General features: G+C 57.3%; 20 protein-coding genes. 7 read left to right on the top strand and 13 right to left on the bottom strand.

The features are described 5' to 3' along the window. Nucleotide 1: 1 nt before the first annotated feature. The gene (locus tag FKP33_RS12975; protein ID WP_054796367.1) at nt 2-364 is read right to left on the bottom strand and encodes a globin domain-containing protein; all 363 of its coding nucleotides are present in this window, start codon (nt 362-364) and stop codon (nt 2-4) included. Nucleotides 365-823: 459 nt separating this feature from the next. Here FKP33_RS12975 and ylbJ point away from each other — a divergent pair, with 459 nt between their 5' ends. From ylbJ to FKP33_RS12955, 4 genes are all read left to right on the top strand, one after another. Further along, complete coding sequence (ylbJ, locus tag FKP33_RS12970; RefSeq protein ID WP_258313445.1) at nt 824-2,074, top strand: sporulation integral membrane protein YlbJ; 1,251 nt, start codon at nt 824-826, stop codon at nt 2,072-2,074. A 40-nt stretch (nt 2,075-2,114) separates the two neighbouring features. Beyond that, nucleotides 2,115-4,715 carry an alpha-glucan family phosphorylase gene (gene glgP, locus FKP33_RS12965; protein ID WP_141335382.1) on the top strand — a complete coding sequence of 867 codons (2,601 nt, stop codon included), beginning with the start codon at nt 2,115-2,117 and terminating at the stop codon, nt 4,713-4,715. A gap of 40 nt (nt 4,716-4,755) precedes the next feature. Continuing rightward, a complete protein-coding gene (locus FKP33_RS12960; protein ID WP_306439353.1) occupies nt 4,756-5,274 on the top strand; it encodes a zinc ribbon domain-containing protein in 519 nt (172 codons plus the stop codon). A 258-nt stretch (nt 5,275-5,532) separates the two neighbouring features. Then, on the top strand, nt 5,533-6,345 hold the full coding sequence (locus FKP33_RS12955) for an NAD kinase (RefSeq protein ID WP_127604985.1): 813 nt from the start codon (nt 5,533-5,535) through the stop codon (nt 6,343-6,345). Nucleotides 6,346-6,396: 51 nt separating this feature from the next. Here FKP33_RS12955 and FKP33_RS12950 read toward each other — a convergent pair whose 3' ends face one another. Both FKP33_RS12950 and lipA read right to left on the bottom strand, forming a co-directional pair. After that, the gene (locus tag FKP33_RS12950) at nt 6,397-7,191 is read right to left on the bottom strand and encodes a YutD family protein (RefSeq protein WP_141335380.1); all 795 of its coding nucleotides are present in this window, start codon (nt 7,189-7,191) and stop codon (nt 6,397-6,399) included. Between the two features lie 19 nt (nt 7,192-7,210). Next, a complete protein-coding gene (lipA, locus tag FKP33_RS12945) occupies nt 7,211-8,086 on the bottom strand; it encodes a lipoyl synthase (protein ID WP_127604989.1) in 876 nt (291 codons plus the stop codon). A gap of 158 nt (nt 8,087-8,244) precedes the next feature. On the opposite strand from lipA, the gene larB reads away from it, so the two are divergent. Next, entirely contained in the window at nt 8,245-9,123 is an 879-nt protein-coding gene (larB, locus tag FKP33_RS12940) for a nickel pincer cofactor biosynthesis protein LarB (RefSeq protein WP_141335378.1), read from the top strand. Beyond that, nucleotides 9,120-10,223, top strand: coding sequence for a nickel pincer cofactor biosynthesis protein LarC (gene larC, locus FKP33_RS12935; protein WP_141335376.1), 1,104 nt, complete (start codon nt 9,120-9,122; stop codon nt 10,221-10,223). The genes larB and larC overlap by 4 nt, the downstream gene beginning before the upstream one ends. Nucleotides 10,224-10,409: 186 nt before the next feature. Here larC and larC2 read toward each other — a convergent pair whose 3' ends face one another. Further along, on the bottom strand, nt 10,410-10,886 hold the full coding sequence (gene larC2 / locus FKP33_RS12930) for a nickel pincer cofactor biosynthesis protein LarC2 (protein ID WP_054796339.1): 477 nt from the start codon (nt 10,884-10,886) through the stop codon (nt 10,410-10,412). A gap of 127 nt (nt 10,887-11,013) precedes the next feature. Between larC2 and FKP33_RS12925 the strand changes: the two genes are divergently transcribed. Next, a complete protein-coding gene (locus FKP33_RS12925; RefSeq protein ID WP_373423879.1) occupies nt 11,014-12,072 on the top strand; it encodes a M23 family metallopeptidase in 1,059 nt (352 codons plus the stop codon). A gap of 176 nt (nt 12,073-12,248) precedes the next feature. Here the strand turns inward: FKP33_RS12925 and yunB are convergent, their stop codons facing one another. The 9 genes from yunB to FKP33_RS12880 form a co-directional block, all read right to left on the bottom strand. Continuing rightward, nucleotides 12,249-13,016: a sporulation protein YunB gene (gene yunB, locus FKP33_RS12920; protein WP_258313444.1), complete on the bottom strand. Its 768-nt coding sequence runs from the start codon at nt 13,014-13,016 to the stop codon at nt 12,249-12,251. A gap of 92 nt (nt 13,017-13,108) precedes the next feature. Continuing rightward, nucleotides 13,109-13,468, bottom strand: coding sequence for an ArsR/SmtB family transcription factor (locus FKP33_RS12915; RefSeq protein WP_054796364.1), 360 nt, complete (start codon nt 13,466-13,468; stop codon nt 13,109-13,111). 93 nt (nt 13,469-13,561) lie between these two features. Continuing rightward, nucleotides 13,562-14,434 carry a hypothetical protein gene (locus tag FKP33_RS12910; RefSeq protein WP_054800176.1) on the bottom strand — a complete coding sequence of 291 codons (873 nt, stop codon included), beginning with the start codon at nt 14,432-14,434 and terminating at the stop codon, nt 13,562-13,564. 277 nt (nt 14,435-14,711) lie between these two features. Continuing rightward, complete coding sequence (locus FKP33_RS12905) at nt 14,712-15,959, bottom strand: DUF445 domain-containing protein (protein WP_181410139.1); 1,248 nt, start codon at nt 15,957-15,959, stop codon at nt 14,712-14,714. 161 nt (nt 15,960-16,120) lie between these two features. Then, complete coding sequence (locus FKP33_RS12900; RefSeq protein WP_141335372.1) at nt 16,121-17,848, bottom strand: DUF4352 domain-containing protein; 1,728 nt, start codon at nt 17,846-17,848, stop codon at nt 16,121-16,123. 20 nt (nt 17,849-17,868) lie between these two features. Then, nucleotides 17,869-19,140, bottom strand: a complete 1,272-nt coding sequence (locus FKP33_RS12895) for an efflux RND transporter periplasmic adaptor subunit (protein WP_141335370.1) — start codon at nt 19,138-19,140, stop codon at nt 17,869-17,871. A 55-nt stretch (nt 19,141-19,195) separates the two neighbouring features. Further along, a complete protein-coding gene (locus tag FKP33_RS12890; protein WP_141335368.1) occupies nt 19,196-22,309 on the bottom strand; it encodes an efflux RND transporter permease subunit in 3,114 nt (1,037 codons plus the stop codon). A gap of 186 nt (nt 22,310-22,495) precedes the next feature. After that, a complete protein-coding gene (locus FKP33_RS12885; protein ID WP_141335366.1) occupies nt 22,496-23,866 on the bottom strand; it encodes a sensor histidine kinase in 1,371 nt (456 codons plus the stop codon). Further along, nucleotides 23,863-24,540, bottom strand: coding sequence for a response regulator transcription factor (locus FKP33_RS12880; RefSeq protein WP_127605005.1), 678 nt, complete (start codon nt 24,538-24,540; stop codon nt 23,863-23,865). Before FKP33_RS12880 ends, FKP33_RS12885 begins: the two co-directional genes overlap by 4 nt. Between the last annotated feature and the right edge of the window lie 8 nt (nt 24,541-24,548).

The raw sequence follows: 24,548 nt of genomic DNA, 5'->3' as shown, positions 1-24,548 counted from the left end.
TTCAGCTGTTCACAAAATGATAGGCAGGCCCCTTCAGCCGTTCCAGCACGGCGCGCCGCAGCTGCGGCTCCATGCCGGTTTCTTCAAGCGCTAACGCCATGCAGCCGAGCCACGCTTCCGCTCGCTCTTCGGTAATGGGGAAAGGGAGGTGGCGGGCGCGCATCATCGGATGGCCGTATTGTTCCGAATACAGCGGCGGTCCGCCGAAAAATTGACTTAAAAATAAAGTTTGCCTCTCCATCACCGGCCTAATATTGTCAGGAAATAACGGGCCGATCAGCGGGTGGGCCTGAACCTTTGGATAGAAGGCTTCGACGATTCGGCGAATGCCTTCCACCCCGCCCATCGCTTCATATATCGTCATCGATTCTCGTTCATGCGTCAAAGCAATCAGCTCCTTAACCCTAAGATAATCGGCGGCACCGGCCATGTCTTACAAAGGGGGCGCGATGTCAGTCAACAAAAAAAGATGCTAATGCATGCGCTTTAGCATCGTCATTCGAATCCTATCCCACTCGGCGCGTTGACCGGTAAACACAGCAACGGCCGTTTCAACTTAGGCGTCTTCTTCACCAGAGGTCATTAAGGTCTCCCTGATGACATATACAAATGCACATACGAGAATTCCAGCAATAACGCCCATCATAAGGATCACTCCCATTCTCATATTAGTACCATTGTACCATAAAAAAAATAAACAAACAGCATTTTTGAAAGCACTCTCTTTAATTTTTGCATGCCTATATCTTCCATTCAGGAGCATGTCTCCGGGAAGCTCGTCATATACCAGAATGACAGGCTCTTTGGAGAGGAAGTGACTTTTTTGCGCAAAACAAATCCCGGCCTGCAGCTCGCCGCACTCGCCGCCGTCCTGTTAGCCTGTATGATGCTGATCTTTCCGGAACCGTCTTTTCGGGCGTCCATCAAGGGCATTGCCATCTGGTGGGATGTGCTCTTTCCCGCACTGTTTCCGTTCTTCGTCATCTCCGAGATGATGCTCGGCATCGGCATTGTGCATTTCTTCGGGACGCTGCTCGATCCGATGATGCGGCCGCTATTTCGCGTGCCCGGGATCGGGGGCTTCGTGATGGCGATGGGTTTTGCCTCCGGGTATCCGATCGGCGCCCGGCTGACGAGCCAGCTGTGGGATCAGCGTATCGTTACCCGCGAGGAAGGCGAACGGCTTGTCGCGTTTACGACGTCGTCGGATCCGATCTTTCTGATCGGCGCCGTATCGGTCGGCTTCTTTCACAGCCCGTCGCTTGCCGGGCTGCTCGCCGCCGCCCATTACGGCTCAGCCGTTCTCGTCGGTTTGATGATGCGGTTTCATGGCAAGCCGAGGGCGGGTCATGGCGTTCAGATCCGGGAGGCAAAAGCCCACAAGGTCAGTCGGATAGGTATATGGAAGCAATCGTTTCGGGCGATGCACACGGCTAGATTGCAGGACGGACGAACGCTTGGCGTCATGCTGACGCAAGCTTTATCCTCGGGTCTCCAATTATCGTTCGTCATCGGAGGCTTGGTCGTGTTTTTCTCCGTCGTCATGGAAGTACTGGCGTCCGCAGGCGTGATGTCGTTCATTTATACGGGGGTGCAAACCGTGCTGCAGGGCGCAGGCATTCCCTCCGTCTTGGCAGAAGCCGTCGTGAACGGATTTTTCGAGGTGACGCTAGGAGCCAAAGAGGCCGGCAGCGCAATCGGCATTCCGCCCATGTACAAAGCGGCGATTGCGGCCTGGGTGCTCTCGTGGGCAGGGCTGTCCGTTCATGCGCAAATCGTCAGCGTGCTTCACCGCACGCCGTTTCGCTACACGCCGTTCTTATTCGCGCGGTTCGTGCACGGCTTGCTGGCGGCCGCCCTGGTCCTGCTCCTCTGGGAGCCGCTGGCCGCCGTTCCCGCGACGTTCGAGCCGTCCGCTTACTCCACCGTAGACGTGACGCAGCCGCTCGCGACCTGGTTCCGGCATACGCTGCCGGCGGCGCTGACGGCTTTTACGGTTTCCCTTGTCATCATGCTGCTGCTGTCCGCCTGCTTCCTCTTCGCCCGAAGATGTATGAAGCGGATCCGAACTTAAGTTCATACGGTATATCCAAAATTTAGATTGAGGTGACCTGATGCATACGTTGTTCCGTGCACGTCAAATCCCGCTGCCTGCGGCCCTTGTCCGATTATCCGAGCTTGCTCACAACCTGTGGTACAGCTGGAACGACAGCGCCAAGTCGCTGTTTGCCGAGATCGATGCGACCTTGTGGGACCAGTGTCAGCACAACCCTGTGCGTCTGCTCATCGAGGCTCCGAAAGAAAAGCTGGAACGGCTCGCCGGGAATGGCGATTTCCTAAGGCGCTACCAGGCGGTTATCCAGCAGTACGACGACTATATGGAGAGGCAGACCTGGTTCGAGCGGCAATACCCGCAGCACGTTCATCAAGCGGTCGCTTACTTCTCGGCGGAATTCGGCTTTCACGAATTGCTGCCGATCTACTCCGGGGGGCTCGGCGTGCTTGCCGGGGATCATTGCAAATCGGCAAGCGATTTGGGTGTGCCGCTCGTCGGCATCGGCCTGTTGTATAAGAAAGGTTATTTCAATCAAAAAATCGATAACCGGGGCGGACAACAAGCCGAGAACGTCGTCTACGACTTCATGAAGCTGCCGATCGGCCCGGCGTATGCGCTCGATTCCGAGTCCCCGCAGGAATGCGAGGAGCCGTCGTCATCCCCGGACGCTGCGACTGAAACGGCTCCCGAGGAGCTGTACATCACGGTACCGGTGGCGGACCGTACGGTGCGTCTAAAGGTTTGGCAAGTCCAGGTGGGCCGCATACCTGTCTATTTGCTCGACGCCGATCTGCCAGATAACAGTCCCTGGGACCGCGAGCTGACCGGACAGCTGTACGGCGGTAACCAGGATATCCGGATCGCGCAGGAGGTGCTCCTTGGCGTAGGCGGCATCCGGGCGCTGCGGGCGCTTGGAATCCCGACCGGGGCGTATCATATCAATGAAGGCCATGCGGCGTTCCTCTCTTTCGAACGGCTGCGGGAACAGTTGGATCAGGGGCTGCCCTTCCACGTGGCGCTCGAGGTCGTTCGCGCCGGCACCGTCTTCACTACGCATACGCCGGTGCCGGCCGGACACGACGCGTTCCCGCTTCCGATGTTCGACTACTATTTCAGCAAGCTGTTTGCGGACTATCCGGGCTTCCGGCACGATTTCACCCGTCTCGGATTCGACGAGCGCAAGCAGGCTTTCAATATGACGCATCTTGCGATGAACACCGCTGCGCTGCGCAATGGCGTCAGCAAGCTGCACGGGCATGTGTCCCGCGAGATGTTCCGGGAGTTCCACGGGGACATTGATGTGAATGAAGTGCCGATCGGGCACATTACGAATGGCGTGCATCTGAACACGTGGCTGGCTCCGGAGCTGAAGGCGCTATTTAACCGCTTTTTTCCCGGCGGCTGGCAGCAGCATCAGACCGACCCGGACATGTGGAGCTCGCTGCAGATCGTGCCCAACGAGTCGCTCTGGAACATTCACAGCGGGTTGAAGAAGAGGCTGATCGGGCTGGCGCGCGACAACCTTCGCGAACAGCGCAGACGCAGCAGCCTACCCGCCGATAAGCTTGCGGAAGTGGACGGCTATTTGTCCGAGCAAGCGCTGACCGTCGGGTTCGCGCGCCGGTTTGCGACCTATAAACGGGCCCGTCTCCTGTTTAACGATTTGAACCGGTTGGACCGGCTCGTCAACAATCCCGAGCGCCCCTTGCAGTTCATATTCGCCGGGAAGGCGCATCCGGCCGATCAGCCCGGACAGGACATGATCCGGGACATTTATCAAGTGTCGCAGATGGATCGATTCCGCGGCAAAATCGTCATCCTGGAAAATTACGATATCAACCTCGCCCGCGTCCTTGTCCAGGGCGTCGACGTCTGGTTGAACAACCCGCGCCGCCCGTACGAAGCCAGCGGTACCAGCGGCCAGAAGGCAGCGATGAACGGCGTTCTCAATTTCAGCGTGCTGGACGGCTGGTGGGAGGAAGGTTACGACGGCACCAACGGCTGGAGCATCCATTCCAATGACAAGTCGGACCCGGAGACGCAAGATCGGGAAAATACACAGTCGTTGTACCACGTCCTGGAGCATGAAATCGTGCCGCTTTATTACAGTCAGGGCGAGTTCCCGTCCCCGTGGGTCGATCGGATGAAGCATTCGATCCGCACCTTGTCGCCGGTCTACAATACGGACCGGATGGTGATGGATTATACGAACGGCACCTATGTTCCCTCGCTTGTGCGGACGCAGCGTTTCGTAAGCAACCATTACGAGGAGGCGACAAAGGTCGCCGACTATAAGAAGTTTGTGCGGAGCAATTGGCAGCACGTCCGCGTGCTCGAGGTTAACGACGGCCTTACGACCGGCAGGCAGCCCGTCCCGGGCATGGCGCCGACAAAGGAAGCCACCGCCACGGTGCACTTCGGGCCGATGTGGTACCGCGACACGGCCGTAGAGCTCGTCTATTACGAAGAACAGCCCGATGGCTGGCGGCAGGTCGTCGTCGTCATGGAGCCGACCCGTCATCTTAACGAGAACACGATCGTTTACCGTGCGGTCATTCCGTCGCATCTCCGCCACGGCTCGCATTTTTCCGTACGCGTTCATCCGGTAAGCGCCAATTTCACCCACCGCTTCGAGCTGCCCTTGGTCAAAGCGTATTAGCCGATAGGAAGCCGTCCTGTTATCCCGGGGCGGCTTCTTCTTGCTGCGCGTTTCTGTCAGGATTGCAACTTTGCGGCGGCAACATCCGTATGTAAAACCGAAGGATACGATTTCCAGCGATTGGGGCGATACGATGAAAAGCATAAAACCGGGACGCGGCCCTTCCGCGATGGGAGCAGCCGGCAGCTTGTTTGCCGTTATCTTCGGTATATTCTGGACGATTATGGCGTTCTCGATCACTCGCGATGCGCCGTTTCCGCTTGTCGGTATCGTCTTTCCGCTGTTCGGGTTCGTCTTTATCGGATTCGGCATCGTGCAAGCCGTCTACCACTTCAAGAACGCGACCGGCCGCAATCGCATGTCGACTTTTGACATCGTCGATGCCGACCGCGAGCCCGATCCGCTGGATCGGTTCGCGGGACGCCCCCCACGGGCGTCAAGGGGAAATGAATCAGCGGATCGAAGCGCAGACAGCGGAGGCAAAAGCTTCTGCCCGTATTGCGGCGATAAAATCGAAGCCAGCTATCGTTATTGCCCGAAGTGCGGCGAATCGGTTTAAAAGGAGTGGCTGCAGCGCCGGGCCGTTCCCGGCATGCCGCCCCTTTTGACGGGGGCGGCATTGTATTATTTGACAAGATTGATTATGATGGATGGAGCTATGCTTACGATGCGGCTTTATGACGAAAGCCTTGCTTATGCTTACGAAGTGGCTTTCTAACGAAAGCCTTGCTTATGCTTACGAAGTGGCTTTCTAACGAAAGCCTTGCTTATGCTTACGAAGTGGCTTTCTAACGAAAGCCTTGAGGAGGACAACCAGTTGAAATACAATGTGGTTCACCGCGGCGACGAAGTCTCGATCCAATTGATGAATACGTTCCACGATCTCATACAGCGGAACGGATTGGTTCACGAGGAAACGAATCCGGATATCGTCCTCTCGATCGGCGGAGACGGCACGCTGCTTCACGCCTTCCATCGGTACAAAGAACAGCTCGATCATATCGCGTTTGTCGGTATACATACGGGGCGTCTCGGATTTTTCGCCGATTGGAAGCCGGACGAGGTCGAACTGCTTGCGCAGTTGATGGGAGAAAGCGCCCGGCAGAACGATTTGAGGGTGGTCAAATACCCGCTGGTGGAAATTCAAATCACGACACAGCAGGGCATTGAGACCGAGCTGGCGCTGAACGAATTTACGTTGAAGGGCGTCGATGCCACCTTGGTGGCCGAGCTGCACATCAACGACGAGCTGCTCGAAACGTTCCGCGGCGACGGCATCTGCATCTCGACTCCGTCGGGCAGCACCGCTTACAATAAAAGTCTCGGGGGCGCCATCATCCATCCGTCGCTCGACACGATTCAGATCGCGGAAATCGCCTCCATCAACAACCGTGTCTTCCGGACGCTCGGCTCGCCGATCCTGCTGCCGAAGCATCACCATTGCGACATTTATCCCCGCCCCCGGCAAAATATTGTGCTCTCGCTCGATCATGTATACATGCAGCGCAATGATATTGTGTCGATCCGAAGCATGGTAGCCGCCGGAAAAAAAGTAAAGTTCGCCCGCTTCCGCCCGTTCCCGTTCTGGAGCCGCGTTCGTGAGGCGTTTATCGGATACGACATGATCTAAATCATGCAAGAAGCCCCGCCGATTGGCGGGGCTTCTTGCATGATTTTCAGCCTACACGCGGGACGATTCCGGCTTCGGCTTCTGGCTGTGATGGCCGTGATTGCGGTTCGACTTGTTACCTTGACCCTGGCCCTGGTTGTTGCCGCCTTGCGCACGTCCCCCTTGCTCGTTGCGGTCCTGACGGTCGCTGCGATCAGGTCGATCGTTACGGTCATTGCGCGGCGAGCCTTGCGCGTTCGGGCCTTTCGACGCCCCCGGCTTGCCGTCTTTCCCGCGGAAATGAGAACCGCTTTGCGGCTTAGAAGTTCCTTGATGCGAACCGCCTTGCTTGCCGGACGATTCCTGCTGCTGTCCTCGGCCGTGATTGCGGCCGCCGCCTGGAGAGGACGAACGCGCATGCTCCTGCTTCGTCTCGGCGCGGGCAGCGTGCGTGTTATGCCGCGTCGGCGCTTGCTCCCTGCGCTCCTGCCCGGCCGGAACAGACTGCTGCTCGCCGGCGTCCTGTGCCGGTTCCCCTTCCTCTTGCGCCGCCCCTTCTTCATCGCCGCCTTGCTCCGACGGAGGGATTTCCCTGGTTCCGGTTTTCTCAAGGATGAAATAAGCGCAGCCAAAGTTGCAATATTCGTTTAAGTAATCTTCAATCGTGGAGATGACCGTGTCCTTCGTCGCTTTCGGATGGTTGTCTTTGAAAAAACCACGCAGCCGAAGCTGGCTGTATCCCCAGTCCCCGACAATGTAATCGTACCGGTCCAGCACTTCGCTATACCGCTCGCGGAACGCCTCGGGACGCCAGCCGTTCTTATGATCGACGAACACTTCATAGGTTTTGTTGGAAATTTGGATCACGGAGCGTGCCTCCTTAAGGTTACGACTGCTGGGCTGATTTGACCTGATCATGGGCGTGATATGAACTGCGTACAAGCGGGCCGGACTCCACATGGCTGAATCCGCGCTTCATGCCTTCCGCCTTCAACTCGGCGAATTGCTCGGGCGTGTAATAGGTCGTCACGGGCAAATGCTGCGGGCTCGGCTGCAAATATTGGCCGATGGTCATGATGTCGCAGTTGATGGCGCGCAAATCGTCCATCGTCCGCAGGATCTCGTCCCACGTTTCACCGACGCCCAGCATAATGCTCGACTTGGTCGGGATGTCCGGCGCGATTCGCTTCGACCGTTCCAGCAGCTCGAGCGAGCGGCCGTATTTTGCCTTCGCCCTTACTTTATCGGACAACCGCTCCACCGTCTCCACGTTATGATTCAAAATGTTCGGTTTCGCTTCAAGTACCGTCCGCAGCGCTTCCTCATCCCCCTGAAAATCCGGGATCAGCACTTCGACGCCGGATAACGGCAGACGCGCGCGCAGCGCTCGAATCGTTGCGGCGAAGATGGAGGCTCCGCCGTCCTTCAAGTCGTCTCTTGCAACGGATGTCACTACGACGTGGCGAAGGCCCATTTGCTCGGCAGCCTCGGCTACCCGTTCCGGCTCCTGCAAGTCCAGCTCGGTCGGCAAGCCTGTTTTGACGGCGCAAAATCGGCAAGCCCGCGTACAAATGTCCCCCAGGATCATAAACGTCGCCGTCCGGTTCGCCCAGCATTCGTGAATATTTGGACATTTGGCTTCTTCGCATACGGTGTGGAGCGTTTTGGTGCGCATCATATTTTTCAGTTCTTTATAAGAATCGCCGTTGGCTAATTTAATTTTTAACCATTCCGGTTTTCGCTCAATCGACGGTGTCGCCATCGTTATCCCTACTTTCCTCTGCTGGAATCCGAACATTGCTAATAATGTTTATTGAAGTTATTATATCATGAATGGCGCAACAATCCATCCCGCGAATTTCGTTCGATTTCGAAATATGCTACACTAAGATGAGTGTTTCCCGGGGAGGATTTGTTCGTATGATGAACATGGATCATATATTGAAGCTGGTTCAATCCGGCGATCTGGACGTCGCGGAAGCGAAACGGCTGCTAGAGGAAGAACGCGAGCAGCCTTCGGCGGAGCGGCCGGCGGGCGCAGCAGCGCATGCCGGCCGACAGACGGACGCGCGCGAAGCGGTCTTGGGGCAAGCGCCGGGAGTTCCCGGTATCGACGATACGCTAGGCTACGCGCAGCTTGATTTGCACCGGGCTGAACGGACGGGGTTTCCCGAGGTCATTTACGGTGAAGGCAAGTCCGCGGAGCAGATTGCAGCCATTATGGAGCGGCTGTCCGCGCATAGCGATCGGGTGCTCGCCACCCGCGTTAGCGCAGACAAAGCAGCCGCCGTGCTGGAGCGGTTCCCGGGCGCGGTCTACCGCGCCGAAGCGCGCGCCTTAACGTGGCTGCGCGGCGGACAAACGCCGGACGCTTCCGGCGCGGCGCCTTACATCGCGGTTGTCTGCGCAGGAACGAGCGACGTGCCTGTCGCCGAAGAAGCTGCCGTGACCGCCGAATGCTTCGGCACCCGCGTGGAGCGCGTCTACGATGTCGGGGTTGCCGGCATTCACCGGCTATTCCGCCGGCTCCCGCTTATTCGAGGGGCCGACGCTGTCGTCGTCGTCGCCGGGATGGAAGGCGCGCTGGCCAGCGTGCTCGGCGGTCTTGTCGCCGTGCCGGTCATCGCCGTGCCGACAAGCATCGGCTACGGCGCCAGCTTCCAAGGCGTGGCCGCTCTGCTTTCCATGCTGAACGCCTGCGCGCCCGGCATCTCGGTCGTGAATATCGACAACGGATTTGGCGCCGGTTACAACGCAGCCTTGATCATAAAGAACCAGACAAAGAGGGATGACCGATGAAAATTTTATACTTGGACTGCTTCTCCGGCATCAGCGGCGATATGACGTTAGGAGCCTTGGTCGACGCCGGGGCGGATCGCCATTATATTGAAGAAGAATTGCGCAAAATTCAAGTGGAGCCATTTACGCTTGAATGGAAGCGGGTGAACAAACGCGGCATCTCCGCACTAAAGCTGGACGTGCTGCTCGATCCGCATACGCCTCCCAAGCATCATCGCCATTATTCTGAAATCGTCAGCATCATCGAACAAGCCGGGTTTTCGGAGCGAACGGTCAAGCTGAGCCTTGCCATCTTCGAGAAAATCGCCATCGCCGAGGCCAAAATTCACGATATTCCGATCGATCGCGTGCATTTTCACGAAGTGGGCGCCATCGATTCCATCGCCGATGTTGTTGGCGTAGCGCTGGCTGTCGACTCGCTCGGCATCGAGAAAATATTGTCTTCCGCCGTTCCGCTTGGCTCTGGCACGGTCCATTGCGATCACGGCATTTATCCCGTGCCCGCTCCCGCCACTCTCGAAATGATGCGCGGGCTGCCGATCGCGCCGACCGCCTATTCGCTCGAAATGACGACGCCGACCGGCGCCGGTATTATCGCCGGAGTGGTGGACGAATTCGCCAAAGGACTTCCGCCGATGATCGTGGAATCGATCGGTTACGGCGCGGGCACCCGCGACTTGCCGAATCAGCCGAACGTACTGCGTGCGGTCGTCGGACAAGCGGACCCTTACCTGAACAAGTGGCGCGTGCACCACGATGAGATCCATCACGAGCACGGGCATAACCACCATCATCACGAGCACCACCATCATCATGATCATGACCACGGGCATCACCGCCATAGTCATGACGATCATCACCATCATCATGAGCATCATCAGCATGATCATGACGGGCACAACGCCAAACACGAGCACGAGCATGATCATCATCACCATCACGAGCATCATCAAGAACAGGTGCGCATGCACCTGCACCGGGACCATCCCCAAGACCCCCCTCAAAAATTGCACGAGAGCGGCCCTGTTCTTGGCGCAGCCCGGGCGGGCAATGGGGTGAACGGAGATTCCACGCAGCGCCTGAATGCTCACCAGCATTAGTGGGCCAAGGCTCTGAAGTCTGATCCGGCCGATTGCGGGAAAGATAAGGGGCAAGGCGTCCGCGCCTAAAACAAAAACGAACAGGCTGCCTCAGCCTGTTCGTTTTTGTTCCACTTCCTCCTTCGTTCCCGTCAGGGAACCGAGAGCGGATTCGCTATCCCCTAACTTATGGGAAAAGCTTCAAGCTTATTCTCCGTACGTTTCCAGAAACAAACGGCGCACCTCGTCATACACCTGCTTTAGCGGCACCTGATGCTTCCTCGCCGCCTGCTCGCACTCCTTGAATTCTGGGGCGAACTGCACCATCTTACCCTGATGAAAGCCGGCCTTCACCTGCACCGTCCCCCACCGCGTATCCACGGCGATAAACTCGCGGCCGAGCCTATGACAGCTGGCCCGCATATATCGAAGCCCGAGCGTCGTCGTCTCGGCGAAAATAATGGCTTCCATGTCTCCAGTTTTGCATTCATCCACGAAAACGTTCAGCATCACGCCGGGACGTCCCTTTTTCATAATAATCGGAATCCAGTAAACGTCGTTAGCTCCCGCTTCCAGCAGCAAGTCGGTAATGTAGGAGCACCACTCCGGGTTCATATCGTCCAAATTCGCCTGCAGCAGCAGCATCCCGTCGTCCACATGCTCGTCCCGGTGATTAAAAGACATATGCGCATCCCTCCCATAGCATCATATCAAACTTATTGCGGGATAAAAAGACAATCCGCGGCACAAGCTAACGTTATTGAAGCGAGCGTAGAGCTTCACCGTACGTGATTAGGAGGTAGCTATTTTAATGGCAGCATCTTTAACGCGGAACTTCTCAATGTGGATGTGCAGCACCTTACTCGCAACTGCGGTATGGAATTTCGATCCGGGCTCATCTGCGCATGCAGCGGCTCCTCCGGCTACCAATACAGCCAAAAACAAAGCTGGGGCGAATATGAAGGCCGTATTTGCAGAGCGAAAAGACCTTTTTGACAAAACAAGCGCGTTGACTGGAATCCCCTGGTATTACCTGGCTGCTGTGGATCAATACGAACGAACGATCAATCTTGCCAAAAAAAGGCCGGCCCCGGACGGAACGGTCGCGATTTATTTTACGGATTTGCAGTGGGGCGGCATGCTGAATCCCGATCACGAAGACCGGAACCCGCAGAGCATTATCTTGTTCGGAGGCATGGGCAGAGACGGTTCCGGGGATAACCTCGCCGACCGTTCGAACGATCTGGACCGGCTGCATGCCATGGCAACCTTCTTATTAAAGCGCGGCAGCTCGGATGAAGACCTGCGCATCGGCTTGTGGGATTATTATCAGAACTCGCGCAGTGTACAGCGGATCCAGCAATTTGCCCGAATTTACGCCAAATTCGATACGTTGGACCTGCACGAACATTGCTTCGTCATGCCGCTCAGCAGCGATTATGCGTACCGCAGCACCTGGGGAGCGAGCCGCGGCTGGGGCGGGTACAGGATCCACGAAGGGACCGATTTGTTCGCGGGTTACGGCGTACCTGTGCGAAGCGCCACCTACGGCATCGTCGAAGTGATGGGCTGGAATCCGTACGGCGGCTGGCGGATCGGTATTCGTGATTTAAATAATGTATATCATTACTTCGCCCATTTGTCCGGGTTTAACAAAAAAGAAGTGAAGGAAGGGGAAGTCGTGAAACCCGGACAAGTCATTGGCTGGGTCGGCAGCTCCGGCTACGGCAAGCCCGGCACCTCCGGAAAATTCCCTCCCCATCTGCACTACGGGTTGTATCGGGATAACGGACTGACGGACTGGTCGTTCGACCCGTATCCCTATTTGCGGAAGTGGGAACGCGAAGAGCGTCTGCGCCGCAAGAAGTAAGCCGTTCCGTCCGCGTAAAGAATCGAAAGACTGCAACCGAACCCGGGCCGGACAAGACAAAGCAAAGAACCTTCATAACCACGGTCAACGTGGAGATGAAGGTTCTTTGGCATGGGACTTCGAAATTCCAAAACCGGTTTTGCGCACAGCCCCTTCACTCGCTCTTCTCCGGACGGTTATCCCTCCGCCGCGGCCTCTTCCTTCGATGGCATCCCCTTGCCCGGCTGCATGTTCAACTCCGGCAACGCGACGCCGGGCGGCATCGGGTTGGTCTGTCCGAGCGGGTTGCCTTTGCCGTCGAAATAATACGTCGGCACATCGCCGACGACAAGCGAATACGAGACCGGCAGCTCCGTCTCCACCACCTCCGTTTGCGAATCGAACGGGATGATGACGGTTACCTCCACGCGGACTTTAATGTACACTTCCACTAAGATCATGTTGATCCCGGCGTTCTGGTAGCGGGTGTTCAAGTCTACCTTCGCCGCAGCCGCCGGTACGAGTCTAATCGGAATTTCCGGCCCGAAGGAAGCGAGAATCGGGCTTTTCATCGCCTGCCCGAGCGGAATGTGATCCGGCAGCTCCCCGATTTCGTCCAACCGCTTCTGTACGATTTGAATCGTGTCCGCTGATATTCTCATATGCTCGGCGTAGTTCAGCATAAAACCTGTAATTTTACCGTTCCGGTCCGTCTTCCAATCGATTAGTTTCTCGAAGTTCGTATTTTGCGCGATGCGGTCCGATATGGCTGCATTAATCGATTCGGTAGCCACCTGCTTCATGCGCACCGTAGCCAAATGCACGAGCGGAGGCACCAGGCTTCGATCGATGTACATATAAAATTGAATCATGAGCAGGAGCAGCACGACACTAACGATTGCGATATGACGCCGCAGCTTGTTCTTGCCCGAGGGACCGCTTCTCCATCTGCGCCTCAACAGCACCGGGGTTCCCCCTTTCCCGGCCGCGGACGGCCTATGCTTCTACCAGCATATGCGGCCAGGCCGTAAAAAAGAAGAGCCCGCCTTCGGCGGGCTTACTCGTGCTTCATGTGCTGCAGCATCTGGACAAAAATTTGTTCGATATGCTCGTCGTCGAGCGAATAAAACACCGTCTTGCCGACCTTGCGGCGCTTGACGATTCGCAAATTGCGCAAATACCTGAGCTGATGGGAGACAGCCGATTGCCCCATCTCCAGCACAAGCGTCAAATCATGGACGCAGAGTTCCTGCTGCAGCAGCGTATGAATGATTTTGACCCGGGTCGGGTCCCCCAGCGCCTTGAAAATATCCGCCAGCCCCGCCGCCGTCGATTCGGAGATGAGCTGCTGCTTCAGCTCGGCGATATGCAATGTTCCCTCGCATGTCTCATCGCACTGGTCCTGCAGCTTGTTTATCACGGGTATCACCGCCCTTTTCCGCACAGTACAAGCTTCCGCTTGATTTCCATTATAGCAGAAAACGGCGCAAACCGATCAAGCTCGCTCTGCTTACGGTACGTTTATCGTGAACGGCACCGTGAATACGCGCCCTTCGTGCTGGAACTGGCCCCAAATTTTATACAAACCCGCCTTCGGGAACGTCGTAGCGAAAGCCGCATTCGGCCCCTTCGCACTTTCATCCAGCGGATGATTGTGAAGGTACTGCTCAGCGTCGCCGCTAATGACGACAACGTGACCGACAGCGCCAAGGTACGGCTGCAAGTTCGTAATCGGAGCCTTGGACTGGGCGTCCTTGATCGTAAACGTCATCGTCGTCTCTTGCCCGGCCTTCAGCTTGTCGAAGGTCAGCGCCACTTCCTTGCCGTCCACGGTCTTGACCAGGCTCGCATCAGGCTGCAGCGCCGACGGCGATCCCGCTCCGCTGCCTGCGGCAACCCAATGGGTCTCGGTCCGTGCAGTCCCTCCCGCCGGAATAAAGTCCGCGATCAGCTTGTATTCGCCGTCCGTAGGAAATGGGACGTCCGCTTGGAACAAACCGTTCTGCCTGTAATCCGGATGCAGATGTGCAAAGTGAGACAAGTCCTTGCTGACGACGATCAGATGCATGAGCTTCTCATGGTTGACATCGAACTTCTCGACGGGCTTGCCGTCCGCATCACGAATTTGTACCGTAACCTGCGCCGTCTCGCCTGCCGCGGGCTTTTCCTTCGACAGCTTCCATTCCGCCTGCAACGCAGCGGAGCTCTCTGAGCTGCCGCCGCTCGCATGGCTATCGTGCCCTGCGTGCCCGCCGCCGGTTGTCGGCTCCGCTTGTCCGCCGTGATCAGCCGCCGTCTGCTTGCCTCCAGTCCCGCAGCCCGCAAGAAGCAAAACGGTCACGAGAGCCGCCGCGATAAAAATCGTACGTGGTTTGGTTTTCATCATCGTTCACCTCAAGCCAATAATACCATACCCCCATATGGTATTCAAACTATCCGCCAGCCCTCCTCCGATGAAGCGGAAACGGAAAAGCCGCCGCGGCCTCGGGTATGACGGCGGTAAACGAATACCGGTACGGCAAGCGAGGCGATCGCGGCGGCGGTGTTTGTTGGAATACATGGTCTTTATCAGCGAGGTTGACATTATTGCCGGGCGGTCGGACGCACGGAGCGGACATGCAAGCGGCACCGGCATTAACAGCCCCAGGCTCGCCGCAGCTTTAGACGAACTCTTGAATGGCCGCCAAAATAAGCCCGATGAAGAACCCGCAAATCGCCCCGTTCACGCGAATCCACTGCAAATCTTGTCCGATCTTGTCTTCCATCATTTCGATCAGGGACGCGTTATCGAAGCGGTCGACGTTCTCCTTGATCAGCTTCCCGATTTGGTGGTGATTTTCGCCGATCCACTGAGTCAGTCCCGAGCGGATGAATTGCTCCATGGTCTGCATGCTGTCCGAATCCGCTTTAAGGTTGTGGATCGCACGGATTAAATACGGAATCAAGTATTTGTCCGCAAACCGTTCTTCGCGGATAAAAACTGCGAGACGTCCGCGGATATCGCCGAGCGCCTGCGCCGCCTTATCGGTTAAATCCAGGCTGCCGAGCAGCTCGGTCTTCCACGCCTCAAGCGCTTCGCGCTGCTCCTCGCTCTTACCGAACGACTGGGCATAGGCGCGCAGCTCGCCCACGATCCACCGGCGGTTCGAATCCTGCCCGTTCTTCAACCGGACGATTTCCCGCAGCAGCTGTTCCTGAATGATCCCTCCCAGCTTCTCCTCGCTGACAAACCCCGCGAATGCGTTCATCGCGAACGACATAAAGCCTCCCGTGTTCATCTGCGAAACGGCGTTCACGGCAAGCGCGCCCAGCCGGTCTCGCGTGTCCGTCCGGCTGACCAGATCGTATACGACATCAAGCAGCCCATTCACCGCTTTCTCGTCGTATTGCCGCTCGATGGCATAGCTTACGCCGGTTTGCAGCAGCTCCGGCACGTTCAACGAGCCGGCCTGCCGCCTGATTTCCCGATCCGCCAAACGAGCCGCTTCGTCCCACGGAATTTGCTCCAGCACCGTCTCGATCAAGCGGATCAGCGCCGCTTTCGCTTCCGTCGTGCCGAGCTTCCGCTCGATCAGCTCGAGCAGCCGACGGCCGATCTGCAGCGATTCCAGCTTCCGGGTCAAGCTCTCCTTGCTGAGCAGCTCGTTCTCTACGATGGAAATCAGCGCCTGCGTCACACGCTCGCGATTTTTCGGAAGCAGCGCCGTATGCGGAATCGGGATACCGAGCGGATGCCGGAACAATGCCGTGACGGCGAACCAATCAGCCAGTCCTCCAACCAGGCCCGCTTCGAATCCGCTCTGTATGAACCGCACCCAGGCAATCGAATCCCACGGAATCGTGGCTACAAAGCCGATGAACATAACAATCAATGAGACCCCTGCGGTATATTTGGCCTTTCCCCTCATGACAATGGTCAACTCCTTCCCTTCAACTCGGGTGACATAAATTTGTCTAGAGTATAGCATTTCATGTCGAGAATTGCCAAACGCACGCTCTTCCGGCCACTGCCTCAGGCGGTATGCCAACGGCCGTGGCTTTTGTCCGTCCGTTTCATCCTATGCGCAGCTTAACGCAGCGTCTTGAGCAGACGTTTCGCTTCGCCGCCCGGCGTTTGGATGACTTCGTACACGTTCACGGTTACCGGGAACTCAAGCTGCTCGCTCTTGATGTTGGCGAACGTCAAGGTTTGTCTGCCGCTTACCAGCTTGTTCGTGCCTGTGAACACGCCGTCCGTAGAGCCCAGAATGCGACCCAGCGTATCGACGACCTCAAACCGCAGCTTCGAAGAATTGGCGTCGGCGACCACGTCCTCCGCTTGCGCGATATCGAGATCAAGCAGCACTTTATACGTGTACGCAATCGTCTGCGCGCCTGTCGTCGCAGCGGAGATCGTGTAGTAGTTCAGCTTAACGTCGAACGGATACAGGTCGAGACGCTCTTCGGTCGTCTCCTGCTGTACCGACGTCGCTAACGAAGCCGCTGTGCTTACGTACGGCGAAGCGGTTTGCGCATCGAGCAGCTTCAGCGTCAGTGCGTCACCTTTCTCCGACTGCGGCACGTTAAACGAGTAGCTGATCACGTAGCTCAGACCCGGATTAAGCGTCTCCGCAACATTGGCTTGCCTCGATCCGGCATAAGTTGCGCCCGTGCCGCTCACGAGCTGCGTCTGGAACGCCGGCAGCGCCGCCGGTATACTGCCCTTGTTCGTAATCTTGAACTTGCCGACAACCGTCTGGTAGCCTTCGTCGGGATTTTCGTGCAAATGCAGCTCCATCAGCGATACTTCCGTTTGCGCATCGACGACCTTCGTCAGCGGATCGAAGGCAATCGGGGTTCCGAGCGTATAAGCGTCAGGAAGACGGTCAGCCTGCCCGCCGTCCGGCAATGCCAGCTTCAGCCGCCCTGTATCGATGGCAACCTGCGTCGCCGGGTTACCCGCTTGCGTAAACGTATCCGTCGTCATGACGAACAATTCCGTCAGTGCGGAGCCGTTCTCGTACGGAATCGCGATATGTACGTACGCCTTCGCGCCGGCTTCCACAACGACGGGCTGCTTGTCCGTGAAAGCGCCCGTATACGTCTTTGCGGCCGCGCGGCCGTCGATACGGAAGCTCGGCACCGTCTCTTTGCCGACGCCCGGGTTCTCAACCAGCAAAGTGACGACATCTGCGGTCCCCTGGGCCGTGCTTTGCTTGGACAAGCCGACCGGCGTATACACCAGCTCCGAGTTTAAACCGGGGATGCGGAAGGTTGTCCCCCAGGCGAGCGATTCGCGCTGCCGCCCGTTCTCCGAGCCCGCCCCGTACCATACCTGGTCTGCGGCCGGCAGCGTCAGCAGCGTCGTTTCCTGCTTCGGATACGTGTATTCGTTCACATTCACCAAAGACAGCTCGGCAGGCTTGAACTCGGCCTTGCTGTCGACGGTAGCCATATAGACGAGCTCGCCGATCTCCTTCGGCTGCAGCGCCGTTTTGTTCGTGGCGCTGGGCTTTAGCGTATACGTCAAGCCGTCCGCTTGACGTATGCGAAGCTCATGCTCGGGCACACGGTTTTGGACGGTTCCGCCATTATATAGCCGGACGACGGCCGCCAGCTGCAAGCCTTGCGCCGTCGATTCGACGGAGACGCCTTTCAATGCGGCGCGGATGTCGCTCGTCAAGCCGTAATTAACGGAAGGAGCGGATACGACGGAAGTCTGCGCGTCTGCGGCCAGCGCGGGAACGCTGGCTTGCACCAGGATCGCGGCAAGCGCCGCGGCGGTTATGCCGGTTTTCCAAGGGGTTCTTTTTCTCATGCTAGATTTCTCTCCTCGCTTTATGATTTGGAAGTGTCTGCCTGTTGTCCGTCCTTCAACGTGTGTTGTCCTGTGACGACCAGCTGATCGCCTTCTTTCACGCCTTCCAGCACCTCTTGATAGGAGCCGTTAATGCGGCCGAGCTTGACCTGGCGCTTCTGGTATTGATCGCCTTGCTGTACAAATACGTACGTCGCGGACTCTTCGCGCACGATGCTTAAGGTCGGAACGGCAACGACTTGCTGCTCGGCATCCGATGTCAGCTGAACCATGACGCGGGCGCCTGGCTGGAGCGCGCCGTCTGCGTTCGGCACCTCGAGTTCCAGCGTGAACGTCTTGTTCTGGGCGCTCATGACCGGCGCCAGGTAGCTGATGGCGGCGGTCCCTTTTTTGTCCGGAGCGTCCGGGCTGTAATACGTAAGCTGCTGCTTGTTTTTCACCAGCTGGTAATTCGTTTCCGACAGCTCGGTTTTGATTTTGACCGGATCGATCTGCTGCACTTGGCCGACCTTGCCCCCATTCATCGAAACCGTCTGTCCCGCCACGACGTTAAAATCGGTCAGGAGCCCGCTCGCCGGCGCCTTCACGCTGTAATTGTCCAAATTCCGCGTCGCGTCTTCCAGGGAAATACGCGCCGATTCCGCCTGCGTCTCGATCGAAGCGATCGTATTGGAATTGTCGTTCGCCGCCAGCTTGCTCCGTGCCGACTCCAAGCTCATCCGCGCGTTATCCACCTGCTGCTTGGACTGATCAACCTGGTGCTGCGTCACTTTCCCGGCGTCGAAATCGTTGCGCATTTTATTGTAATCCTGCTCCGCATTGTTCAGCGCCACTTCCGCCCGCGTCACCGCATCGGCCAAATCCTTGCGGTTGTTGACCCGGTCGTCCTTCGCCTTCTGCAGCGATTCCAGCGCGCTGCTGAGCGCCAGCTCGCTCTTCCGCTTCGCCGACTCCGCATCGCGGCTGTCGATCCGAAACAGCACATCGCCCTTCTCCACGAACTCGCCGCGCTTGCGCAGCACTTCCAGCACCTCGCCGCTTGCCTTCGGCAGGATATCCAACACGTTCAGCGCCACAACGTCTGCGACTTGCTCGACAGGTTGTCCGATGTCGTGTTTCACGACCGCCTCCGTTCGGACCGCCCGTACCTGGAGCTGCGCTTCCGCCGCACCCGCTCCTTGCCCCGGAACGGAGCAGCCGACCGCCGTAACGGCAATCGCCGCTGCAACGACCAGCACGCCGACGGAGCGACTTTTCAACGCTCTATTGTTGTCCGCACTAACCTTTCTCATCTCTTGGCCTCCTCAACCTTCTCTATCTCTATGTCTGTTCGATCGATGCCTGACTCTACATCTCGAGCGCTTTCGCCGGAGGCTCCTGGACCTTCTTCGTACGGTTGAACCTGCGCGATACCCGGTTCTTGAGCCCTTCGATCATTTCATACACAACCGGCACGACGACCAGCGTCAAAATCGTCGAAGTCGTTAAGCCCCCAATCACGACGACGCCAAGCCCCTTGCCGATCAAAGCCCCTTCGCCGGACAAGCCGAGCGCCAGCGGGATCAAGGCCATAATCGTCGCACCCGCCGTCATGATGATCGGACGCAAGCGAACTTTCCCCGCTTCAAGCAGCGCCTGCCGCACCGTATACCCTTCCTCGCGCAATTGCTGCGCCCGGTCGATCAGCACGATCGCGTTCGTGACCACAATTCCGATCAGCATCATAAAGCCGATCATCGACGTAACGTTCAGCGCTTCGCCCGTCAGCACAAGTCCGAGCAGGCCGCCGATCGCCGCAAGCGGCAGCGAGAACAGGATCGCGAACGGCGCACCTGCGTTCCCGAAGGCGAGCACCATGATCAGGTACACGACGCAAACGGCTACACCCATGGCCATAAACAGCTGCGAGAAGCTTTCGTTAATGTCGGCCGAAACCCCTTTTACTTCGCGGGATACCCCGTCAGGCAGCTCAAGCGCGTTCAGCGCCGTGGTCACTTGTTGGCTGACGCCGTTTTTGTTGTCGGCATTAATTTTGGCCGTCACCTTCACGAGCTGCTGCTGATCTTCGCGTGTGAGCGCCGCCGCCGATTGAATCTCGCTGACTTTGGCGATTTCCTTCAAATAGACGGTGGTTCCGTTAACCCCGGTCAGCGGGAGGTTGCCGAGCTTCTCAAGCGTATCTTTGTCGGATTTATCGAGCGATACGGTCGTCGTGTACGTCTCGTTATCCAGCTTGAGGTCGCCAATGCTTTGCTTCTGAATCCAAGCGCGGGCGGTATCGCGCACACTTGCGGCCGTCAGACCGTAAGCTCTCGCCTTTTTCTGATCGACTGCGATTTCGACCTCGGTTTTCGCATCGCTCAGGTTGTCTTCGATTTCGCTCAATTCAGGGAACGTATGGAGCTTTTCCTTGACCAGCGCGGCCGCTTTCACCAGTTGGTCCTGATCTTCGCCCTTGAGCGAATACGAGAAGTCCGTGGTCGTTCCGCCGAAGTCGTTGCCGAGTGAACGCGGCTCAACCTCGGAGCCTTGCGGCAGCTCGGAGACAATGAAGGCTTTCACCTGCTCCTTCACCTTGTCCGGATCAACATTCTCGTTCACTTCCAAATAAATTTGGGAAGCGTACGGGGTCCGTTCATCGTCGTTGCCGCTGTATCCGACAAGTCCCTCGACGAATTTGAAGACGGGTTCTCCGCGGCTGTCCTTCGTTTCCATCAGCATGTTCTCCAGCTCTCTGGTTTTCTCGTCGGTCGCCTCGAAGGACGTCTCATACGGAAACTTCAGAGAGAAGTACATCGTTCTCGAGGCCTCGCTACTGGGCAGGAACGACACGTTCAGCATCGGAATCGTAGCGGCCAGCGTAACGACAAACAGCAAACCGGAGATGAGCAGCGTCTTGATCCGGTTCATAAGCGTCCACTTCAGCACGTTCTCATAGAACGAGGTGAAACGGCTTGGCTTCGTTTCGTCATGCGCCTTCACGTTTTTCGCGCCGCGCAGCACCAATATTTTCGCCAGCATCGGAATGACGGTTACGGCGACTACTAACGAGGCCAGGAGCGCGCAGGCCAGCGTGATGGCGAAAGGCCGGAAAACGGCGCCCACAATTCCGCTTACCATCCCCATCGGCGCAAATACGCCGACGGTGGCGAGCGTTGAGGACGTAATAGCCATCGAAACCTGCTTCGTGGCAAGCGCAATGACGGATTCGTTCCGGGCCTGCGCCTTCTCCAGCGAGGCGTAAATGTTCTCGATGACGACGATCGCATCGTCTACGACCCGTCCGACGGCGATAAACATCCCGCCCAGCGTCATCGTGTTTAAGGTCAAATCGAACTGCCACATCAGCAGCAGCGTGATCAGGATCGATAGAGGAATGGACACCAGCACGATCAAGGTCATACGCACGTTGCGCAAAAACACGAGAATCATCAGCGAGGCAAGCAGAGCCCCGACGATGCCTTCCTTCAGCATGCCGTTGATCGAGTCCCTGATCTGATCCGCGCTGTCGTAGGTGCTCTTGAACACGACATTCGGCAGCGTCTGATGCCAGCTTTCGAGCTGGTTGTGGATGTCGTCCGAGAAATCGACTGCGTTGGCGCTGCCTGCCTTGTACAAGATGAGCCCAATCGCCGGCTTGCCGTCCAACCGTCCTTTGAAGTCGGACTCGGTAATCGCCTTGACTTTCGCCACTTGCGACAGCTTGACGATATCTCCCTTGCCGGTCACGATTTCGAGCTGCTCCAGCGCATACAAGGTGTCGATGTCGCCGGTCACGCGCGCCATCTTGTCGTTGCCGTTCAGCTTGACGCTGCCGATCGGACTTTTCGTTACGGCGGCGCTGATCGCATTGCTGACTTGCGAAGGCGACAGGCCGAAGGCCGCAAGCGCATCGGCATCGAGCTCGATATCCAAGCTCGTATCGCGAGCCCCGATGACGTCCATATGGTCGAGCCCTTTGATGCTTTCCAGCCCCGGCTCGATCGTATCCCGGTACACCTTGTCGAGCTCCGTCTGACTCATTCCGTTGTCTGCGTATACGACTAAGTAATTGGATGCCATGGAAGAGGCTCCAAAGGTGGAAGCCTTGGGCGTGCTCGCCGAAGCCGGCAGCCGCACTTCCGTAAGTAAGCTTTCGATGTCCTGCTTCTTCTTGTCGATATCGACGTCCTGCTTAAACATGATGATAATCATGGAGTTGTTGTCGCTCGACGTCGAGCTCATCGAGTCGATGTCCTCGACACCCGCGAGCTTTTCCTCGATCGGATCCGTGATTTCATCCATGACGTCCTTCGGCGCGCCCGCATATTGCGTCGTCACCACAACGACGGGGAACGAGATATCCGGCATGTTTTCCTTTTTCAGCTCGCCGGACGCATAGATCCCGCTGCCGAATAAGAGAAGCATGATGATAAACAAAGCGGAAACGTTTTTCATAGAAAATTGCGTGATTCGATTCATTCCTGCACTCCCCTCATTCCTTAACCTGAACGTTTCCTGTAAATTGGCGTCCTGCCTACTATACGAAGCGAATATGAACGCAGTATGAACGGAGGTACAATCAGAAACGCAAAAAAGACGTTTGCCCGAGGCGAGCCAAACGCTTCGCTTCAGACAACCGTCCTTGGTCCGGTTCAAACCGGCAGTTTACATGCTTTTGGAAGCTGCGGGCACGCTCGGCAACGTGACGATAAATGTGGCGCCCTGTCCCGGCTGGCTTTGGACTTCGACCGAGCCTTGGTGAAGCTCGACGATTTTACGCACGATCGACAGCCCCAGCCCGCTGCCGCCAAGCTCGCGCTGCCGGGCGCGGTCCGCTTTATAGAACCGTGTGAAAATAGGCTCCAGATCTTCTTCCTTAATCCCTATGCCCGTATCCGCTATCACGACCTTCACGCGATCGGTTAACGCCTCGAGCCTGATGGAAACCCGCCCTTCCCGGGGCGTAAATTTAACGGCGTTGCCGAATAAGTTGATCCACACCTGGTTCAGCTGATCGGGGTCCCCGGTAATTTTGACCCGCGGCAGTTCCAGCTCGAGCTCCAGCTCCTTCGCCGACCATTGCGGCTCCAGCGCCACGACGACCCGCCGCAGCTGCTCGTCCAAATCGAACGTGACCGGGTGAAACGGGTGTTGCTCCGACTCGAGGGACGCGAGCTTCAGCAAATTTTCGCTAAGCCGGGAAAGGCGCAACGACTCCGTCTCGATAATATCCAAATACTGGTTTCGTTCGTTGGCGGGCATGCCCGGATCGCGGATAAGCTTGGAAAAGCCGGAAATCGACGTCAGCGGGGACTGGATTTCGTGCGAAACGTTGGAGACAAAGTCCCGTCGCATCTGCTCAAGCTGCTTCAGCTCCTCGGCCATATCGCTGAAGCTGCGGGCCAGCTCGCCGAGCTCGTCCTTTCTTTTGCCCCAGTTTAAACGGATGTTAAAGTTTCCTTTCGCAATACGCCGGGTCGCCACCGTCATCAGCTTGAGCGGCTGAACCAAATAGCGCGCGGCAATTAATATAAACAAGCTGCCGACCCCGAGCTCGATCAGGAGCGACGTCAGCACAATTTTCCTCAAATCGTTCAATTGCTCGGTCCGCGCTGCCTGGACGAAAACCGCATGCCTGGACGTGCCGGTTTGCAGCGGATACCCGATCGTCCGGTGAAAGGGCGGACCGTCGCCGCGATAAATACCGCCGTTCAGCACCGACCGGACGGCTTCGTCCGGGATCGTCTCCCCGTCCCGGCGAGCCCCGTACGTTTTTCGCCCGCCTTCGTCATCGACGATCGTGATCGAGTACGCCTTCACCCAATGGCGCTCACCCATATACTTATCCGCGGCGGAAGTCCCCATAAGCCGATAAGTTTCGGCAATATCCTGCGCCGTATTGACCATTTCCTCTTCGATCCCCAGTTCGATCCGATCCCGATACACATACGTCGTCGCAAAAAAGGCCACGATCAGCCCGAACGTGACCGCCAGCAAGAACGTCAGCACCACGCGCAAGTACAGCGACCGGATCACGGCCGCACCTCCAGCTTGTACCCCAGCCCGCGAATCGTCTTGATGCTGAGGCCCGTCCCCGCTTCCGGCAGGCGCTCCCGCAGCCGCTTGATATGAACGTCGACCGTCCGGTCGTCTCCTTCGTAATCAATGCCCCATATTTGTTCGATCAATTGGTTACGCGTAAATATTTGGTTCGGGTAAGAAACGAGCTTGAACAGCAGCTCGAACTCTTTGGGCGGAAGCTCCATCCGCTCTCCCAGGCACAGGACCTCGTAGCTGTTGCGGTTCATCTCCAGTCCGCCCAGACGAATGACCGGCGACGTGCTGATCCGATACCGCTTCAGCAGCGCTTTGACCCGCATCATAAGCTCCATCGGATCGAAAGGCTTGGTCAAGTAATCGTCCGTTCCAAGCCGAAAACCTTTCACTTTGTCGGCGGACTCGGCCTTTGCCGTGACCATCAGCAGCGGCAAATCGGCATCATACGCCCGAATTTCCTGGCATAGCTCCCAGCCGTCCATGTGCGGCATCATAATATCCATCACGACCAAATCGACGGTTGTGCGCGCCAAGGCGTCCAGCGCTTGACGGCCGTTCTCCGCCTCCAGCAGCGTGAAGCCTTCGCCCTGCAAGGTGGCCTTGATCAGCCTTCGAATATGGGGATCGTCGTCGACAACGAGAATTTTGGTCATGGCCCTCC

This window comes from Paenibacillus sp. tmac-D7 (assembly GCF_006519665.1).
Taxonomy (GTDB): domain Bacteria; phylum Bacillota; class Bacilli; order Paenibacillales; family NBRC-103111; genus Paenibacillus_G; species Paenibacillus_G validus.
The sequence above is the reverse complement of the archived record's forward strand: the minus strand, read 5'-3'. Positions and strand labels throughout refer to the sequence as shown.